The sequence below is a fragment of the Nocardioides sp. genome (assembly GCF_036374615.1).
Lineage (GTDB): Bacteria > Actinomycetota > Actinomycetes > Propionibacteriales > Nocardioidaceae > Nocardioides.
The window spans coordinates 1-14,927 of sequence record NZ_DASUTK010000037.1 but is presented as its reverse complement, the minus strand read 5'-3'; the positions used below and the strand labels follow the sequence as shown (position 1 = coordinate 14,927).

Sequence of the window (14,927 nt, the reverse complement as noted above, 5' to 3'; positions counted from 1 at the left end):
TCGCCTCCGCCCGGACAAGTAGGCTGCGGCGCATGCCTGGGGCAGCGCGTGAGAACGTCGCGTTCACGGTCGTGGTGACCGTGCTCGTGGGCCTCGGCGCGCTCCCGATCCTGTTCCTCGTCGCAGCCTCGGGCGCTCCCTCCTCGCTGTTGTTGGCGACCGTGCTGGCGGCGGTCCCGGTCGGTCCGCTGGTCGCGTGCTATCTCTGGCTCGACCGTTACGAGCCCGAGCCGAAGATGCTGCTCGCGCTCGCACTGCTGTGGGGCGGCTTCGTCGCGACCGCAGCCGCGCTGCTGGTGCAGGGACTGGGCGGGCTGGTCGCCGGCTTCAGCGACCGCGAGTCGCTCGCCGTGGTCGCCCCGGTCACCGAGGAGCTCGCCAAAGGGCTGTTCCTGCTGCTGCTCCTGTGGTGGCGCCGCCACGAGCTCGACGGCATCCTCGACGGCATCGTCTACGCGGGCATGGTCGGCATCGGCTTCGCCTTCATCGAGAACATCTTCTATCTCGCCTCCGCCTACGACGGGACCGACGGAATGGGGCCGGGCGGCACGTCGGCTCTCACGAGCGTGTTCATTCTGCGCTGCCTGATCAGCCCGTTCGCCCATCCGCTGTTCACGACGTTCCTCGGCATCGGGGTGGGGATCGCCGTCGGATCCCGCAGTCGCGCGGTACGGGTGAGCGCACCCCTGGTGGGGTACGGGCTCGCCGTGATCGCACACGGACTGTGGAACGCCTCGACCCTGTACGGCATCTCCGGCTTCGCCGGGGTCTACCTCGTGCTGATGGCGCCGGCCTTCCTCGGCATGCTGGGGTTCGCGGTCTGGGCGCGTAGCTCCGAGAAGCGGATGCTCGCCGCGTCGCTCGCCGACGCGGCTCGGCGCGGTTTGATCCCCGCCACGGACATCCCGTGGCTGGTCGACCTGTCGGCCCGGCGGGCCTGCCGCGCGCACGCGAAGGAGTACGGCGGGCCGACGGCCTATCGGGCGATGGTCGACTACCAGCAGGCAGCGATCGAGCTCGGCTTCCTGCACCACCGGTTCCTGCGCGGCACCGCGCCACCCGACTTCGCCGCCCGTGGCCAGGCGTACGTCGCCCGGATCGCGGCCGCCAGGCCGTACGTCGGGTTCCCCGGACAGGTGGTCCCCACCCGATGACGGGACACCTGGTGACGGCGCTGGTGCAGCTCCACGCCGGGCTGCGGGACCTGAGACTTCCTCTGGACCTGCCACGCGTCGACGCGGAACGGAAGGCCCGGGCGGAGATGGTGGACCAGCTCGAGGACTACGTGATCCCACGGGTGCTCAGCGCCGACGCCCCGCTGCTCGCCGTCGTGGGCGGCTCGACCGGAGCCGGCAAGTCGACCCTGGTGAACTCGTTGGTCGGCCGCCGCGTCACCGAGCCCGGCCTCCTGCGACCCACCACCCGATCACCGGTGCTGGTGCACAACCCCGCCGACGCCGACTGGTTCCGGCAGGACCAGGTGCTGCCCGACCTGGAGCGGATCGACCACCCGACCACCGACCCCAAGGCGCTCCAGCTGGTCGCCGCCGACTCCGTGCCGGCCGGGCTGGCGATCCTCGACGCGCCCGACATCGACTCGGTCGAGGAGCAGAACCGCACCCTCGCCGGCCAGCTCCTCGCGGCCGCCGACCTCTGGCTCTTCGTCACCTCGGCGGCGCGGTACGCCGACCAGGTGCCCTGGGAGTTCCTCCGCCGAGCCGCGGACAGATCGGCAGCAGTCGCCATCGTGCTCGACCGGACCCAGCCCGATGCGATGGACACGGTGTCGGGCCACCTGGCGCGGATGCTCGCCAGCCGCGGGCTCAAGGACTCTCCGCTCTTCACGGTTGCCGAGAGTCCGGTGACCGACGACGGGCTGCTCCCGCCCGAGTCGGTCGCCGAGGTGAAGGGGTGGCTGGACGCGCTGGCCGCGAACGCCGAGGCCCGGTCGCACGTGGTGAGGCAGACCCTCGAGGGCGCGGTGCGCGACCTGGTCCGCCGGACGCACGCCGTTGCCGACGCTGCCGCCGAGCAGGTGAAGGCCGAACAGCGGCTGCGGGACGACGCGGTGGCGGCGTACGACAACGCCGTCGCGCGGGTCGCCGAGGCGAGCGCCGACGGCACCCTGCTGCGCGGCGAGGTGCTGGCGCGGTGGCAGGAGTTCGTCGGCACCGGTGAGCTCCTGCGGAGCCTGGAGACGCGGGTCGGCTGGCTGCGCGACCGGCTCGTCAACGCGATCAAGGGCAAGCCGCAGCAGGCCGAGCGGGTGACGGTCGCCGTGGAGTCGGGGCTGGAGACGCTGCTGCTCGAGCACGCCGAGGCCGCTGCCGAGCGGGCGGAGGCGTCGTGGCAGTCGCTCGCGCCCGGGCAGTCGCTCCTCGCGGACGCTGGGGAGGACCTCGGCCGCGCGTCCCGCGAGTTCCGGCGGCGCGCCGAGCGGGCGGTCCGCGACTGGCAGCAGGACGTGCTGGAGATGGTCCGCACCGAAGGTGCCGACAAGCGGGGCACGGCGCGCTTCCTCGCGTACGGCGTGAACGGGCTCGGCGTCGCGCTGATGATCGTCGTCTTCGTCCACACCGGGGGCGCGCTGATCGGCGCGGAGGCGGGAGTCGCGGGCGGTGCTGCCGTGATCGGTCAGAAACTGCTGGAGGCGGTCTTCGGCGACCAGGCCGTCCGCAGCCTCTCCGAGCGGGCGCGACACGACCTCGAGGTGCGGACGGCCGAGCTCTTCGACGGCGAGCGGCGCCGCTACACCGACCTCCTCGACTCGCTCGCGGTCGACGCCGAGGCCCCCGACCGGCTGCGCTCCGCTGCCCGCAACGTCGACGACCTCCGGTCGGAGGGGTGGCAGGTGAGCGCGCCATGACCTCGCTGCTGGAGGGGGCCAAGGCGCTGCTCAAACGCGGCTCCGACGACGTCGGCCCGCGGCTCGCCGGACTCGAGGCAGCGACGGACGCGGCGCGCGGCAGGCTCGACGACGCGCTCGTCGACGACGCCGCCCGGGTGGTTGACGGGGCCGCGGCGCGGCTTCGGCTCTCGGCCGACCACACCGTCGTCGCGATCGCCGGCGCCACCGGGTCCGGGAAGTCGTCCACCTTCAACGCGCTGGTCGGGCTCGACATCGCCGCGGTGGGGCTCCGGAGGCCGACGACGTCGTGGGCGAGCGCCTGCGTGTGGGGCGTCGACGGAGCGGAGGAGGTGCTCGACTGGCTGGAGATCCCCGAGCGGCACCGGACGGTGCGCGACTCCATGCTCGACGCCACCCGGGCGGACCGCCGGCTCGAGGGGGTGGTGCTGCTCGACCTGCCCGACCACGACTCGACCGAGGTCTCCCACCACCTCGAGGTCGACCGACTGGTGCGGCTCGCCGACCTGATGATCTGGGTGCTCGACCCCCAGAAGTACGCCGACGCAGCGATCCACGAACGCTATCTCCGGCCGATGGCCGGTCATCGCGACGTCACGGTGGTGGTCCTGAACCACATCGACACGGTTCCGGAAGCGCGGCGTGACGCGATGCTCGCCGACGTACGCCGGTTGCTCGACCAGGACGGTCTGACCGGGGTACCGATCTTCGCCATCAGTGCCCGCGACGGCACCGGTGTCGCAGAGCTCAAGGGCGAGGTCGCCGCCCGGGTCGCCGCCAAGCAGGCCACGCGGACCCGGATGGCCGCGGACGTGCGCGCCGCTGCGGAGCGGCTCGACGCCGCCGGAGGGCGCGCGGATGCCCCGAGGCTGCAGCGCGAGCGGATCGAGGCGCTCGAGGTCGCGTTCGCTGACGCCGCCGGCGTGCCGACCGTCGTCGCTGCGGTGGTCGAGTCGACGCGGGTCCGGGCCAACCGCGCCACCGGCTGGCCGGTGACCGCCTGGCTCTCGCGGCTGCGACCCGACCCGCTCAAACGACTCCACCTCGACCTCGGTGCTCACGCCAAGCAGCTGACGGGTCGGTCCCGCACGTCGATCCCCGAACCCACGCCCGTACAGCGGGCGCGGGTCGACACCGAGGTCCGGGCGCTCGCCGACGAGGTGTCCGCCGGCATGGGTCGGCCCTGGGCGACTGCGGTGAGACGTGCCTCGACCTCGCGGCTGGACGACCTCGGCGACGGGCTCGACGCGGCGGTCGGGGGCACCGATCTCGGGGTTGCCACGATCCCGGTCTGGGCCGGTGCGGTCCGGCTGCTCCAGTGGCTGCTGATCCTGGCCGCGGTGGGCGGCGGCGTGTGGCTCGCGGGGCTGGCGGTGATGGGCTACCTGCGAGTGCCACAGCCCGACACCCCGCGCTGGGGTGGGTTCCCCATCCCGACCCTGCTGCTCCTCGGAGGGATCGCGCTCGGCGTCCTGCTGGCCCTGGTGTGCCGGTTGCTGGTGCGGATGACGGCACGGTCGCGGGGACGCTCCGCGCATGCCCGCCTCACCGGTGCGATCGGCGGCGTAGCAGAGGAGCTGGTGGTCGCTCCGGTCGAGGCCGAGCTGGCCGCCTACCGAGACTTCCGCGCCGGCCTCGAACGCGCGCTCAAGTAGCGGCGACTGAGCGCTGAGGGAGCAGCCACTCGGTCCGCGAACCCTCCACAAGCCTCGTTCGGGCGCGCTCTTCCCCAAGGCATCGGCCGACACCGGGGTCCGTGTCAGCAGCCGGCTGGAGGCTGCCGGGCACGCGGTCACCCGATCGCGTCTGATCTGAGGAGGCAGAGATGAACGAGTCCATGGTCACGTTCCAGGGCTGGCTCGGCAACGACGTCCGCACGAGGAACGCCGGGGGAGCGACCGTCGCGTGGTTCCGGGTCGGCTGCACCCCGCGACGGTTCAACCGCGCGGCCCAGACGTGGTCCGACGGGCCCACGCAGTGGTACACCGTGAACGCGTGGCGCGCGCTCGGCGAGCACTGCGCCGGTTCGCTACGGCGGGGTGACCCGGTCGTCGTGCACGGGCGGCTGAGCCACAGCACCTGGGTCAACTCCGAGGGGGTCGAGGTGAGCTCGCTCGAGGTCGACGCGACATTCGTCGGCCACGACCTGAATCGCGGACGGTCGGCCTTCACGAAGGCCGAACGCCGTCGCGAGCAGCCGCCGAGCGAGGCGGTGTCGCCGCAGTCCGCACCGGCCGAGGTCGCACCGACCGAGTCAGTCGCGGAGGTACCGACCGCAGCCTGACGGAGCGGGCGCAGTCGGCTGGCCGCGCCGCCGACGGGCAGAGCCGACCGCCCGGGGAGCGGCTGTGACCCGCCGGTAGGCTCAGGGATCATGGCTGATTACGTCTTCACCCTGCGCAACGTGCGCAAGGCCCACGGCGACAAGGTCGTCCTCGACAACGTCACTCTCTCGTTCCTGCACGGCGCCAAGATCGGCGTCGTCGGCCCCAACGGCACCGGCAAGTCGTCGCTGCTGAAGATCATGGCCGGGCTCGACCACCCCAACAACGGCGACGCGATCATCGACCCTGACGCCACGGTCGGCATGCTCCAGCAGGAGCCGCCGCTCAGCGAGGGCAGGACGGTCCAGGAGAACGTCGAGGAGGCCGTCGGCGAGATCAAGCGCAAGCTCGACCGCTTCAACGAGATCTCCGAGGCACTCGGCGACCCCGACGCCGACTACGACAAGCTGCTCACCGAGATGGGGGACCTGCAGACCGACCTCGACCACGCGGGTGCCTGGGACCTCGACAGCCGGCTCGACCAGGCGATGGACGCGCTGCGCTGCCCGCCACCCGAGGTACTCGTCGACAACCTGTCGGGTGGCGAGCGACGCCGGGTCGCGCTGTGCAAGCTCCTGCTGCAGCAGCCGGACCTGCTGCTCCTCGACGAGCCCACCAACCATCTCGACGCCGAGTCCGTGCAGTGGCTGGAGGGGCACCTCGCGGCGTACCCCGGGTGCGTCCTGGCTGTCACCCACGACCGGTACTTCCTCGACAACGTCGCGCAGTGGATCCTCGAGCTCGACCGCGGCAAGACCCACCCGTACGAAGGCAACTACTCCACCTACCTGGAGACCAAGAAGGACCGGCTCAAGATCGAGGGCCAGAAGGACGCCAAGCGCGCCAAGATGCTGGAGCGCGAGCTGGAGTGGGTGCGCTCGAACGCCAAGGCCCGCCAGACCAAGAGCAAGTCGCGACTCGCGCGCTACGAGGAGATGGCGGCCGAGGCCGACCGGATGCGCAAGATCGACACGTCGGAGATCAACATCCCGGCCGGGCCACGGCTCGGTGACGTTGTGCTGGAGGCAGAAGACCTCAGCAAGGGGTTCGACGACCGCACGCTGATGCACGACCTGTCCTTCAAGCTGCCGCGAGCCGGCATCGTCGGCGTGATCGGACCGAACGGGGTGGGCAAGACGACGCTGTTCCGGATGATCACCGGCGACGAGAAGCCCGATTCCGGCACCCTGACCGTGGGCAAGACCGTCAAGCTCTCCTACGTCGACCAGAGCCGCGGTGGCATCGACCCGAACAAGAACGTCTGGGAGGTCGTCTCCGACGGGCTCGACTTCATCAAGGTCGCGAACTTCGAGATGAACTCGCGGGCGTACGTCGCCTCGTTCGGCTTCAAGGGCCCGGACCAGCAGAAGAAGGCGGGGGTGCTGTCCGGCGGGGAGCGCAACCGCCTCAACCTCGCGCTGACCCTCAAGATGGGCGGCAACCTGCTGCTGCTCGACGAGCCGACCAACGACCTCGACGTCGAGACCCTGTCGTCCCTCGAGGACGCGCTGCTCGACTTCCCCGGGTGTGCCGTGGTCACCTCGCACGACCGGTGGTTCCTCGACCGGATCGCCACCCACATCCTGGCGTGGGAGGGCGACGAGGAGGACCCCTCGAAGTGGTTCTGGTTCGAGGGCAACTTCGCGGCCTACGAGGAGAACAAGGTCCAGCGGCTCGGCGCCGAGGCGGCTCGTCCGCACCGGGTCACCCACCGGCGTCTGACCCGCGACTGAGGCTGTCCACGCGCGAGCCTCCGCGCACGGACGCTGCCGCGGCAGACCCACGGTCTCGGGCCGGCTCTGGGTCAGTGGCCGCGGATCTCCATCTCCGGGTGAGCCGCGACGAGGTGGTCGGCGACCGCGTCGAAGACCCGCCCGACCGCGGCGAAGTCCGCTGGGTCGGCCAGGTCCACCAGGTTGTCCCGGACGCCGCGCACGTGGGTCGGCGCCATGGCGACCAGCAGCTCCCAGCCCTGCTCGGTCATCGCGCACACGACGCCGCGGCCGTCCTCCGGTGACTTGATCCGCTCGACCAGGCCGCTCTTCTCCAGCCGGCCCACGGTGTGGGTGACGCGGCTGCGGCTGTGCGCCATGGAGTCCGCGAGCTGCGCCATTCGCATCCGCCGGCCCTCGCGCTCGGAGAGCCGGACCAGGATCTCGTACTCGGCGAGCGAGATGCCGTGCTCGCGGCTCAGGTCGTTGTCGAGCCGGTCGAAGAGCAGCGTCGTACCCATCACCAGCGCGCGCCAGTGGTGTTGCTGGTCCTCGTCCAGCCAGCGGACCCCGTCGTCGCTCATGTCGGGCACCCTAGCCCGACCGAGCGCGAGCGCCGCGGACCTCGGTCAGAGTCGCTCGAGGATCAACGCCATGCCCTGGCCGCCGCCGACGCACATCGTGATCAGACCGGTCGTCCTGTCGTGCCAGTCGAGGCTGTTGAGCATCGTGTTCTGCAGCCGGGCGCCGGTCATCCCGAACGGGTGGCCGACCGCGATCGAGCCGCCGTTGACATTGAGCCGGTCGAGGTCGATGCCGAGGTCCTGGTACGACGGCACGACCTGGGCCGCGAACGCCTCGTTGATCTCGACCAGGTCGATGTCGCCGATCGTCATGCCCGCGTTCGCCAACGCCCGCCGGGTGGCCTCGACCGGGCCGAGGCCCATGATCTCGGGGGAGAGGGCGCTCACGCCCGTCGCCACGATCCGCGCCAGCGGCGCGACGCCCAGCTCGGCGGCCCTCGTGTCGGACATGATCACGACCGCCGCGGCGCCGTCGTTGAGGGGACAGCAGTTGCCCGCGGTCACCACGCCGTCGGGGCGGAACACGGGGTCGAGCTGCGAGACGGCCTCGATGGTCACCCCGGCCCGCGGTCCGTCGTCCGCGGTGACCTCGTTGCCGTCCGGGGTGGTCACCGGGGTGATCTCGCGGGCCCAGAAGCCGTTGGCGATCGCCTTCTCCGCGAGGTTCTGCGAGCGGACGCCGAACTCGTCGAGCTCCTGCCGCGAGAGACCGCGCGCCGTGGCGAGGTTCTCGGCGGTCTGACCCATCGCCATGTAGATGTCGGGGACCTCCCCGTCCTCGCGTGGGTCGTGCCAGCCGGTGCCGCCCTTCGCGGTCTCCGCGGTTCGCTGCTCGGCGTGCGCGAAGGCCGGGTTGTGGGTGTCGGGCCAGCTGTCCGAGGTGCCCTTGGAGTACCGCGACACGGTCTCCACGCCGGCTGACACGAAGACGTCTCCCTCACCGGCCTTGATGGCATGGAAGGCCATCCGCGTCGTCTGCACCGACGACGCGCAGTAGCGCGTGAGCGTGGCGGCGGGCACGTCGTCGAGCCCGTTGAGGATGTTGACGACCCGGCCCATGTTGAAGCCACTCTCTCCGCCGGGAAGGCCGCAGCCGAGGTAGAGGTCGTCGATCGTGTGCGGGTCGAGCTCGGGGACCTTCTCCAGCGCCGCGCTCACGATCCGAGCGGCCAGGTCGTCGGGGCGCATGTCCTTGAGCGAGCCCTTGTTGGCGCGGCCGATAGCAGACCGCGCTGCAGACACGATGACGGCTTCGGGCATGGCGACTCCTCGACGTGTGCGGATGCCCGTTCACACTAGCCGGGTGCCGGGTCCTGATCGTCGTGGGGATCAGCCCCGTGGTGCCGCTCCGGGTCTGGGGAGTGCGAGCGTGGAGACGACGCCGGCGTGGTCGGAGGGCCACAAGGAGGGCGAGCCGCCCGTCCGGTCGGCCTCCTCCTCGCCGATCACCTCGACGTCGACGGCGCGGACGCCGCGACCTCGGTGGAGCACGTAGTCGATCCGGTGCGTGATCTCGTCGGGATCGTCCAGGGTGGCGCTCTGGCCCGACGTCCAGCCGCCCGCGATGCCGTGGACCTCAGCCCAGGAGTCGACGTACCCGGCCCCAACGAAGTCCTCGTAGGTGTCGTCCACGGTGCACGGATCGGTCGCCTGCGGGCAGGTGTTGAGGTCGCCCAGCACTATCACCGGGTGGGGTGACCCGTCCAGCTCCGCGATCAGCTCACGTCCCTGCAGCTCGCGGACGGTGCGGCCGCCGAACGCCTCGAGGTGGGTGTTGGCCACCCGCACCCAGGCTCCCCGGACCTTGACGTCGACGGTGGACCAGCCGCGCGGCACCGCGATCGGGCCGATGGCCGACGGCAGCGTCAGGGTCGCGGTGAAGGTGCCCGACCGGGGGTTGCTCACCTTCAGTCGGGACGCCGGCAGGTCCGAACGCGCCAGGATGACGTCGCGATCCAGGAAGGAGGCCTGCTCCGTGGCACTGATCGGAACCGGCTGCGCCGTCCCGAAGTTGGCGTTCTCGGCCACCGGCTCATAGTGGAGGCCGCGCTCGGCGAGGGCGTCGAGCAGCAACGGCAGGAAGTCGTACGTCGTCGTCAGCGGGCCGCCCAGCGGTCCCTTCTGCCACAGCGCGACCTCCTGCAGGCCGACCACCTCGGGATCGTGCGCCGCGATCTGTGCCGCGATGGCCTCGGCCCGCCTCGGGAAGTCAGTCGACTCCATCTGCGCGTACACCGCCCCGGCCGCCGCCACGAAGGCCGGCTGGTTCGGTGCGGCGAACAACGGCGTGAGGTCGGCGCCCAGGTAGACGTTGTAGGTCGCGACGGTGAGATCGCGCTGCGAGCTGCCGCCACCGGGCTGGGCATGCACAGGCAGCGATCCCAGCGAGACCACCGCCAGCAGCGCGGTCACGGCTGCTGCCAGACCCCGGTTGAACCGTTGCACCTGCCACATGTCGACTCCCCCTTGCGTCCCGTGAAGGCCAACAGCGTCCGCCGGCCGGCCTCCGCAGTATCCCAACCCAGGCCTCGGATCGGAAGTCGGTCGTCTGGCAGCATCACCCGTGTGCGCCACGTCTACCAGTGCCCGATGCGCTGGGCCGACCTGGACCTCCTCGGGCACGTCAACAACGTCGTCTACGTGGACTACCTGCAAGAGGCGCGGGTCGACCTGCTGCGCCACCACGGGCCGACGGCCAACGCGGAGGGCGGCCTCGTCGAGGGGGTGGTCGTGGTGCGCCACGAGGTGCAGTACCTCGCGCCACTGAGCTATCGGTTCCAGCCCGTGAGCATCGCGGTGTGGGTGACCGAGATCCGCGCCGCCGCGTTCACGATGGCGTACGAGGTGTTCCAGGACACCGACGAGGGGCGCGTGGTGTACGCCCGGGCGAGCACCGTCCTCACGCCGTACGTCTTCGCGACGGAGCGGCCGCGCCGGCTGGCCTCGGCGGAGAAGCAGGCGCTCGAGGCGTACCTCGAACCCGGCGACCCGGTCCGATCGCCGCCGGCCGCGGCACCGGCTCGCGACGAGGTCGGCCACTACCCGGTCCAAGTCCGGTTCTCCGACGTCGACGTCTACGGGCACGTGAACAACGTGAAGTACTTCGAGTACTTCATGGAGGCCAGGATCCTGATGATGGCGCGGCTGTCGGCGGACCTGCCCGACGGGACGCCCGAGCCGGTCACCGTGGTGGCCCAGACCGACGTCGACTACCGGCTCCCGATCCTCTTCCGGCAGCAGGCGTACGACGCCTGGTCGTGGATCTCGCACGTCGGGACGACGTCGATGACGATCGAGTCGGAGATCTGCGACGGTGAGACCGTGCTCTCACGGGCGCGCGTGGTCGTCGTGTTCTTCGACCCGGACGCCGGCCGCGCGACGCCGCCGCCCGCGGAGCTCCACGCGCGCCTGGTCGCGGCTGCTCGAACGAGTTGACCATGAACGCCGCCGGCGAGGCACAGCCGCCTTCGCCGCGGTGTGCGGGAGTGTGATCGACCTGACAGGGCTCTGCGGGGCGATCTTCGCCGTTCATCCACGAAGACGCGTGGAGATACATATCGTCGCCGGCGACATACCTAGATCAACGTCGGGAGACTTCCATGCTTCGTGCTGCGAAGACAGGACTCATCGCTGTCGTCATGACGGTGAGCATGCTGGCCTTCGCAGGACCTGCAGAAGCCGTCACGGACTACAGGAACTGCGACCACATGCACAAGACCTACAAGAACGGGGTCGCCAAGTCCAAGAAGGCCGCCAACCGTCAGGTCAACAGCGGGCACAAGCGGCCCGCCGTGCGACCCAAGGTATACCGGGCCAACATCGAGAGTGATGCGGACAAGGACGGCACCGCATGCGAGGTCAGCGCCTGAACGACGAGTGCCACGTCGGGCTCCGTGCGAGCTCGCTCAGTGCAGGTGGGACGGCTACTCGAACGTGTTGACCATGAACTGGGCGGCGTGAGTGACGTAGTCCCAGAACCGGGCGTCCTGTTCGGGCGTCAGTTCCACGGAGTCGAGTCCCTCGCGGAAGTGGAGCAGCCAACGGTCCTTGGCGGCCGGGGTCACCGCGAACGGCGCGTGCCGCATCCGCAGCCGCGGGTGCCCCCGGGTGTCGGAGTACGTCGTGGGCCCGCCCCAGTACTGCACGAGGAACAGCAAGAACCGCTCCTCGGCCGGCCCGAGGTCCTCCTCGGGGTACAGCGGGCGCAGGATCTCGTCGGTCGCGACCCCCTCGTAGAAACGGTGGACGATCCGGCGGAAGGTCTCGAAACCGCCGATCTCCTCGTAGAACGTGGTCACCGGGTCGGCTCCTCGTGTGCGGCTCGGTCGGCCGCCTCGTCAGCTGCAGCAGCGTCGCGGTGCCAGACCACCCGCTGCGGGAGCGGGATCTCGATCCCCTCGTAGTCGAAGCGGGCCTTGATCCGCTGCCGCATCTCGCGCGCGACCGCCCACTGCTCCAGCGGGGCGGTCTTCAGCGCCACGCGCACCACGACGCCGTCGATCCCGAGCTCCTGCACTCCCCACACCGACGGCTCCTCGATGATGACCCCCTTGTACTCCTCGTCGTCCCACAGGTCGTGGGCGACGTCCTCGAGCACGCGGCGCACCCGGGCGAGGTCCTCGTGGTAGGCGACCGAGATGTCGAGCACCGTGCGCGCCCAGTTCTGGCTCATGTTGCCGACCCGGACGATCTCCCCGTTGCGGACGTACCAGACGGTGCCGTTGACGTCGCGGAGACGGGTGACGCGGAGGCTCACGGCCTCCACGGTGCCGCTCGCCTCACCGAGGTCGACCTCGTCGCCCACGCCGTACTGGTCCTCGAAGATCATGAACACGCCGGAGAGGAAGTCGCTCACCAGGCTCTGGGCGCCGAAGCCGAGGGCGACGCCGAGGATGCCGGCGCTGGCGAGGATCGGGCCGACGTTGACGCCGAGCTCGCTCAGCATCATGGTACCGACCACGGCCACGAGGACGCCGGTGATGACGCTCTTGAGCAGCGAGCCCATGGTCTTCGCGCGCTGTGCCCGCCGGCTCGCGACCGCCAGCTCCTGGGAGGTCCGGTTCATCTTGTTGGCCCCCAGCGAGCCCAGGGACAGCCGGGAGACGCGGGCAGGGAGCACGCCGACCTCGGCCCGGCTGACCAACCGGTCCACCAGTCGGTGCAGCAGCCAGCGGAGGACCAAGAACAGCAACAACAGGCCGACGAGGGCCAGCGGCGTGCCGATCAGCAGATCGGCGACCTGGGCAGCGCGCTCGTTGCCCGTCCAGTCGAGCACGTTGTTGCAGACCATCTCGTCGGTCGTGCAGGGGTCCGCCGTGGCGGACGGGAACGTGGCCTGGAACATGGGCCCCAGTATGTCGACCGGAGACCAGCCGCCCGTCGGCCGGGGGCTTGGCTATCCTCTGCTCGTGACCACCTCGCAGATTCGGACGCTGACCCGTCGCGCAGCGGTCGTCCTGACCGCCGCGCTGCTCCCGCTGATCGCCGCCGGGCCGGCGGGCGCCGAGGTGCCTGAGGGCTGGAGTGACCCCGAGCCGGTCTCCTTCCTGTCGATGCTGGTGCTGCTCGGCGCGATCCCGCTCGCGATCACGCTGGTCCTGGCGCTGGGGGTCTACGGACCCGCGCTGGCGCGCGGAGAGAACGTCGCGCCAGGGGATGACACCCCTGACCAGTGGTTCGGTGGCCCGCGCCACCGCGACGAGCTCGAGGCGGCAGGCGGCGACGAGAAGGCCGTGACCACAGGAGGCGGCAGTGGCCGCTGGTGACTTCTCCGACGGCGACCGTTACGCCATCGACAAGGCGATCCGAGCCGCGGAGCAGTCCAGCCGGTACGAGTTCTCCGTGTTCGTGGGCCAGGCCCACGGTGACCCGCGCACGTTCGCCCAACGCCTCCACGCGACCGCGGTGGCGCCTGACCGGAGTGTGCTGGTGATGGTCGACCCGACCGCCCACGTGATCGAGGTCGTCACCGGCGACGCCGTACGACGCACGCTGACCGACGCCGAGGTCGACCTGGCCATCGTGCAGATGCAGTCGGCGTTCGCCGAGGGCGACCTCGTGAGCGGTCTCACCCGGGGCATCGCCCAGCTCGCCGAACATGCCCGAGCCGCCTGAGCCGCGCGAAGCGCGAGTCAAGCACTGACGAGCCGTCCCGAGATCCGATCAGTCGTCGGGCCGGAGCAGCCGGCCCAACGCTCAACCTCTGGCGTCGCGCTCTTGCGCCGCCAGCGCCCGGACCACGTCGGCCCGACCCTCGGTGACGTACCGCTTCGCGCCGGGCCCAGCGTCGGTCGTGGCGAGCCACTCGTCGACCCGCGTCAGCAGCTCGGGTGAGCCGAGCGGCTTCGGGAACAGGTACTCGACCGCGACCGACGCCTTGTGAGGACCGAGCACGTCCCACAGTGTGTCGGCGGCCTCGAGATAGGCGTCGACGTAGGGCTCGAGCACCTCTTGCTGGTCAGGACGCATGAACGAGAGCACGATCGACCGGGACGTCTCGTTGGGGGTGTCGGGGTCCAGGACCGTACGCCAGGCGGCTGCCTTGGCCTCGGCCGTCGGCTGGGCGGCTCGCGCCGCGGCGGCGTGCTCGCGGCCGGAGATGGTCTGGTCGCGCTCGAGCTCGGCGGCGATCCGGTCGCCCCCGATCCGGCCGGCCCGGGCGAGCCCGGTGACGAGCACCCAGCGCAGGTCCTGGTCGACGTCGAGTCCCTCGAACGTCACCGAGCCGTCGAGCAGCCCCTCGATCTCGTCGAGCACCTCCGAGCTGCGGGCGGAGCCGGCGAGGTGCCGCGCGAACGTGAGCTGGTGGTCACTGCCCGGGGCGGCCTCGCCGAGGAGGCGGCGCAGGCCCTGCTCCCAGGTGTCCTTGACCGCGTCGCGGTTGGCGGGGGCGCTGTAGAAGTTGGTGGCGAGTGCCGCGAACCGGGGGAGGGCGGCCAGCCCCCAGGCGTCGGTCTCGCTCGCGATGTTGCGCAGCACGAGGTCGACGAAGTCGGTCGCACGCATCTCCGCGTCGCGCGTCATGTCCCACGCCGCTCCCCAGCACAGGGCGCGGGCGAGCGAGTCGTCGAGCCTCCCGAGGCTCTCGACCGCCGTGGAGAGGGAGCGCTCGTCGAGCCGGATCTTGGCGTAGGTGAGGTCGTCGTCGTTCAGGAGCAGCAGGTCGGGCTGCGCGATGCCCACGAGCTCGGGGACCTCGGTCAGCTCGCCGTGCACGTCGATCTCGACCCGGTCGCGACGCACCAGCGCGGCCTCGCCGTTCTCGCCGACGACGGCATCGTAGAGGCCGATCCCGATCCGGTGCCGACGCAGCGTCGGCCATTCGGGATGGGCGGTCTGCCGCACCGCGAACGAGGTGTAGCTCCCGTCATCGGCGAGCTCGAACGTCGGCGCCAGCGTGTTGACGCCGGCGGTCTGCAGCCACTCCTTGGCCCAGGAGTCC

Annotated in this window: 15 protein-coding genes; 9 read left to right on the top strand and 6 right to left on the bottom strand. The window is 71.0% G+C overall.

Annotated features, from left to right (window positions below; genetic code table 11):
• The first annotated feature begins 32 nt into the window (after positions 1-32).
• The 5 genes from VFZ39_RS03185 (at position 33) to ettA (ending at position 6,923) form a co-directional block, all read left to right on the top strand.
• On the top strand, positions 33-1,154 hold the full coding sequence (locus VFZ39_RS03185; protein ID WP_330864277.1) for a PrsW family intramembrane metalloprotease: 1,122 nt from the start codon (positions 33-35) through the stop codon (positions 1,152-1,154).
• Positions 1,151-2,866, top strand: coding sequence for a dynamin family protein (locus tag VFZ39_RS03180; protein ID WP_330864276.1), 1,716 nt, complete (start codon positions 1,151-1,153; stop codon positions 2,864-2,866). Before VFZ39_RS03185 ends, VFZ39_RS03180 begins: the two co-directional genes overlap by 4 nt.
• On the top strand, positions 2,863-4,521 hold the full coding sequence (locus VFZ39_RS03175) for a GTPase (RefSeq protein WP_330864275.1): 1,659 nt from the start codon (positions 2,863-2,865) through the stop codon (positions 4,519-4,521). The genes VFZ39_RS03180 and VFZ39_RS03175 overlap by 4 nt, the downstream gene beginning before the upstream one ends.
• Before the next feature lie 170 nt (positions 4,522-4,691).
• Complete coding sequence (locus VFZ39_RS03170) at positions 4,692-5,150, top strand: single-stranded DNA-binding protein (RefSeq protein WP_330864274.1); 459 nt, start codon at positions 4,692-4,694, stop codon at positions 5,148-5,150.
• A gap of 90 nt (positions 5,151-5,240) precedes the next feature.
• Positions 5,241-6,923, top strand: a complete 1,683-nt coding sequence (gene ettA / locus VFZ39_RS03165; RefSeq protein ID WP_330864273.1) for an energy-dependent translational throttle protein EttA — start codon at positions 5,241-5,243, stop codon at positions 6,921-6,923.
• A gap of 71 nt (positions 6,924-6,994) precedes the next feature.
• On the opposite strand, the gene VFZ39_RS03160 is transcribed toward ettA, so the two are convergent.
• The 3 genes from VFZ39_RS03160 to VFZ39_RS03150 all read right to left on the bottom strand — a co-directional run bounded on the left by VFZ39_RS03160 (position 6,995) and on the right by VFZ39_RS03150 (position 9,940).
• The gene (locus tag VFZ39_RS03160; protein WP_330864272.1) at positions 6,995-7,486 is read right to left on the bottom strand and encodes a MarR family winged helix-turn-helix transcriptional regulator; all 492 of its coding nucleotides are present in this window, start codon (positions 7,484-7,486) and stop codon (positions 6,995-6,997) included.
• A gap of 45 nt (positions 7,487-7,531) precedes the next feature.
• Positions 7,532-8,746, bottom strand: coding sequence for an acetyl-CoA C-acetyltransferase (locus tag VFZ39_RS03155; protein WP_330864271.1), 1,215 nt, complete (start codon positions 8,744-8,746; stop codon positions 7,532-7,534).
• A 69-nt stretch (positions 8,747-8,815) separates the two neighbouring features.
• Positions 8,816-9,940 (bottom strand): endonuclease/exonuclease/phosphatase family protein, encoded by a 1,125-nt coding sequence (locus VFZ39_RS03150; RefSeq protein WP_330864270.1) that lies wholly within the window; start codon positions 9,938-9,940, stop codon positions 8,816-8,818.
• Between the two features lie 111 nt (positions 9,941-10,051).
• On the opposite strand from VFZ39_RS03150, the gene VFZ39_RS03145 reads away from it, so the two are divergent.
• Together VFZ39_RS03145 and VFZ39_RS03140 are read left to right on the top strand one after the other, a co-directional pair.
• Positions 10,052-10,921, top strand: a complete 870-nt coding sequence (locus VFZ39_RS03145; protein WP_330864269.1) for an acyl-CoA thioesterase — start codon at positions 10,052-10,054, stop codon at positions 10,919-10,921.
• 164 nt (positions 10,922-11,085) lie between these two features.
• Positions 11,086-11,355, top strand: a complete 270-nt coding sequence (locus VFZ39_RS03140; protein ID WP_330864268.1) for an excalibur calcium-binding domain-containing protein — start codon at positions 11,086-11,088, stop codon at positions 11,353-11,355.
• Positions 11,356-11,409: 54 nt separating this feature from the next.
• Here the strand turns inward: VFZ39_RS03140 and VFZ39_RS03135 are convergent, their stop codons facing one another.
• Positions 11,410-11,784, bottom strand: coding sequence for a globin (locus tag VFZ39_RS03135; protein WP_330864267.1), 375 nt, complete (start codon positions 11,782-11,784; stop codon positions 11,410-11,412).
• A complete protein-coding gene (locus VFZ39_RS03130) occupies positions 11,781-12,830 on the bottom strand; it encodes a mechanosensitive ion channel family protein (RefSeq protein WP_330864266.1) in 1,050 nt (349 codons plus the stop codon). The genes VFZ39_RS03135 and VFZ39_RS03130 overlap by 4 nt, the downstream gene beginning before the upstream one ends.
• 64 nt (positions 12,831-12,894) lie before the next feature.
• Between VFZ39_RS03130 and VFZ39_RS03125 the strand changes: the two genes are divergently transcribed.
• Entirely contained in the window at positions 12,895-13,251 is a 357-nt protein-coding gene (locus tag VFZ39_RS03125) for a hypothetical protein (RefSeq protein WP_330864265.1), read from the top strand.
• The gene (locus VFZ39_RS03120; RefSeq protein ID WP_330864264.1) at positions 13,238-13,600 is read left to right on the top strand and encodes a DUF5130 family protein; all 363 of its coding nucleotides are present in this window, start codon (positions 13,238-13,240) and stop codon (positions 13,598-13,600) included. Before VFZ39_RS03125 ends, VFZ39_RS03120 begins: the two co-directional genes overlap by 14 nt.
• A gap of 81 nt (positions 13,601-13,681) precedes the next feature.
• On the opposite strand, the gene VFZ39_RS03115 is transcribed toward VFZ39_RS03120, so the two are convergent.
• The coding region (locus VFZ39_RS03115; protein WP_330864263.1) for an ERAP1-like C-terminal domain-containing protein at positions 13,682-14,927 on the bottom strand (1,246 nt) is incomplete at its 5' end.

Coding starts and splice junctions, on each gene's coding strand:
- VFZ39_RS03185 (WP_330864277.1), top strand. CDS start 33: ATGCCTGGGGCAGCGCGTGAGAACGTCGCGTTCACGGTCGTGGTGACC.
- VFZ39_RS03180 (WP_330864276.1), top strand. CDS start 1,151: ATGACGGGACACCTGGTGACGGCGCTGGTGCAGCTCCACGCCGGGCTG.
- VFZ39_RS03175 (WP_330864275.1), top strand. CDS start 2,863: ATGACCTCGCTGCTGGAGGGGGCCAAGGCGCTGCTCAAACGCGGCTCC.
- VFZ39_RS03170 (WP_330864274.1), top strand. CDS start 4,692: ATGAACGAGTCCATGGTCACGTTCCAGGGCTGGCTCGGCAACGACGTC.
- ettA (WP_330864273.1), top strand. CDS start 5,241: ATGGCTGATTACGTCTTCACCCTGCGCAACGTGCGCAAGGCCCACGGC.
- VFZ39_RS03160 (WP_330864272.1), bottom strand. CDS start 7,486: ATGAGCGACGACGGGGTCCGCTGGCTGGACGAGGACCAGCAACACCAC.
- VFZ39_RS03155 (WP_330864271.1), bottom strand. CDS start 8,746: ATGCCCGAAGCCGTCATCGTGTCTGCAGCGCGGTCTGCTATCGGCCGC.
- VFZ39_RS03150 (WP_330864270.1), bottom strand. CDS start 9,940: ATGTGGCAGGTGCAACGGTTCAACCGGGGTCTGGCAGCAGCCGTGACC.
- VFZ39_RS03140 (WP_330864268.1), top strand. CDS start 11,086: ATGCTTCGTGCTGCGAAGACAGGACTCATCGCTGTCGTCATGACGGTG.
- VFZ39_RS03130 (WP_330864266.1), bottom strand. CDS start 12,830: ATGTTCCAGGCCACGTTCCCGTCCGCCACGGCGGACCCCTGCACGACC.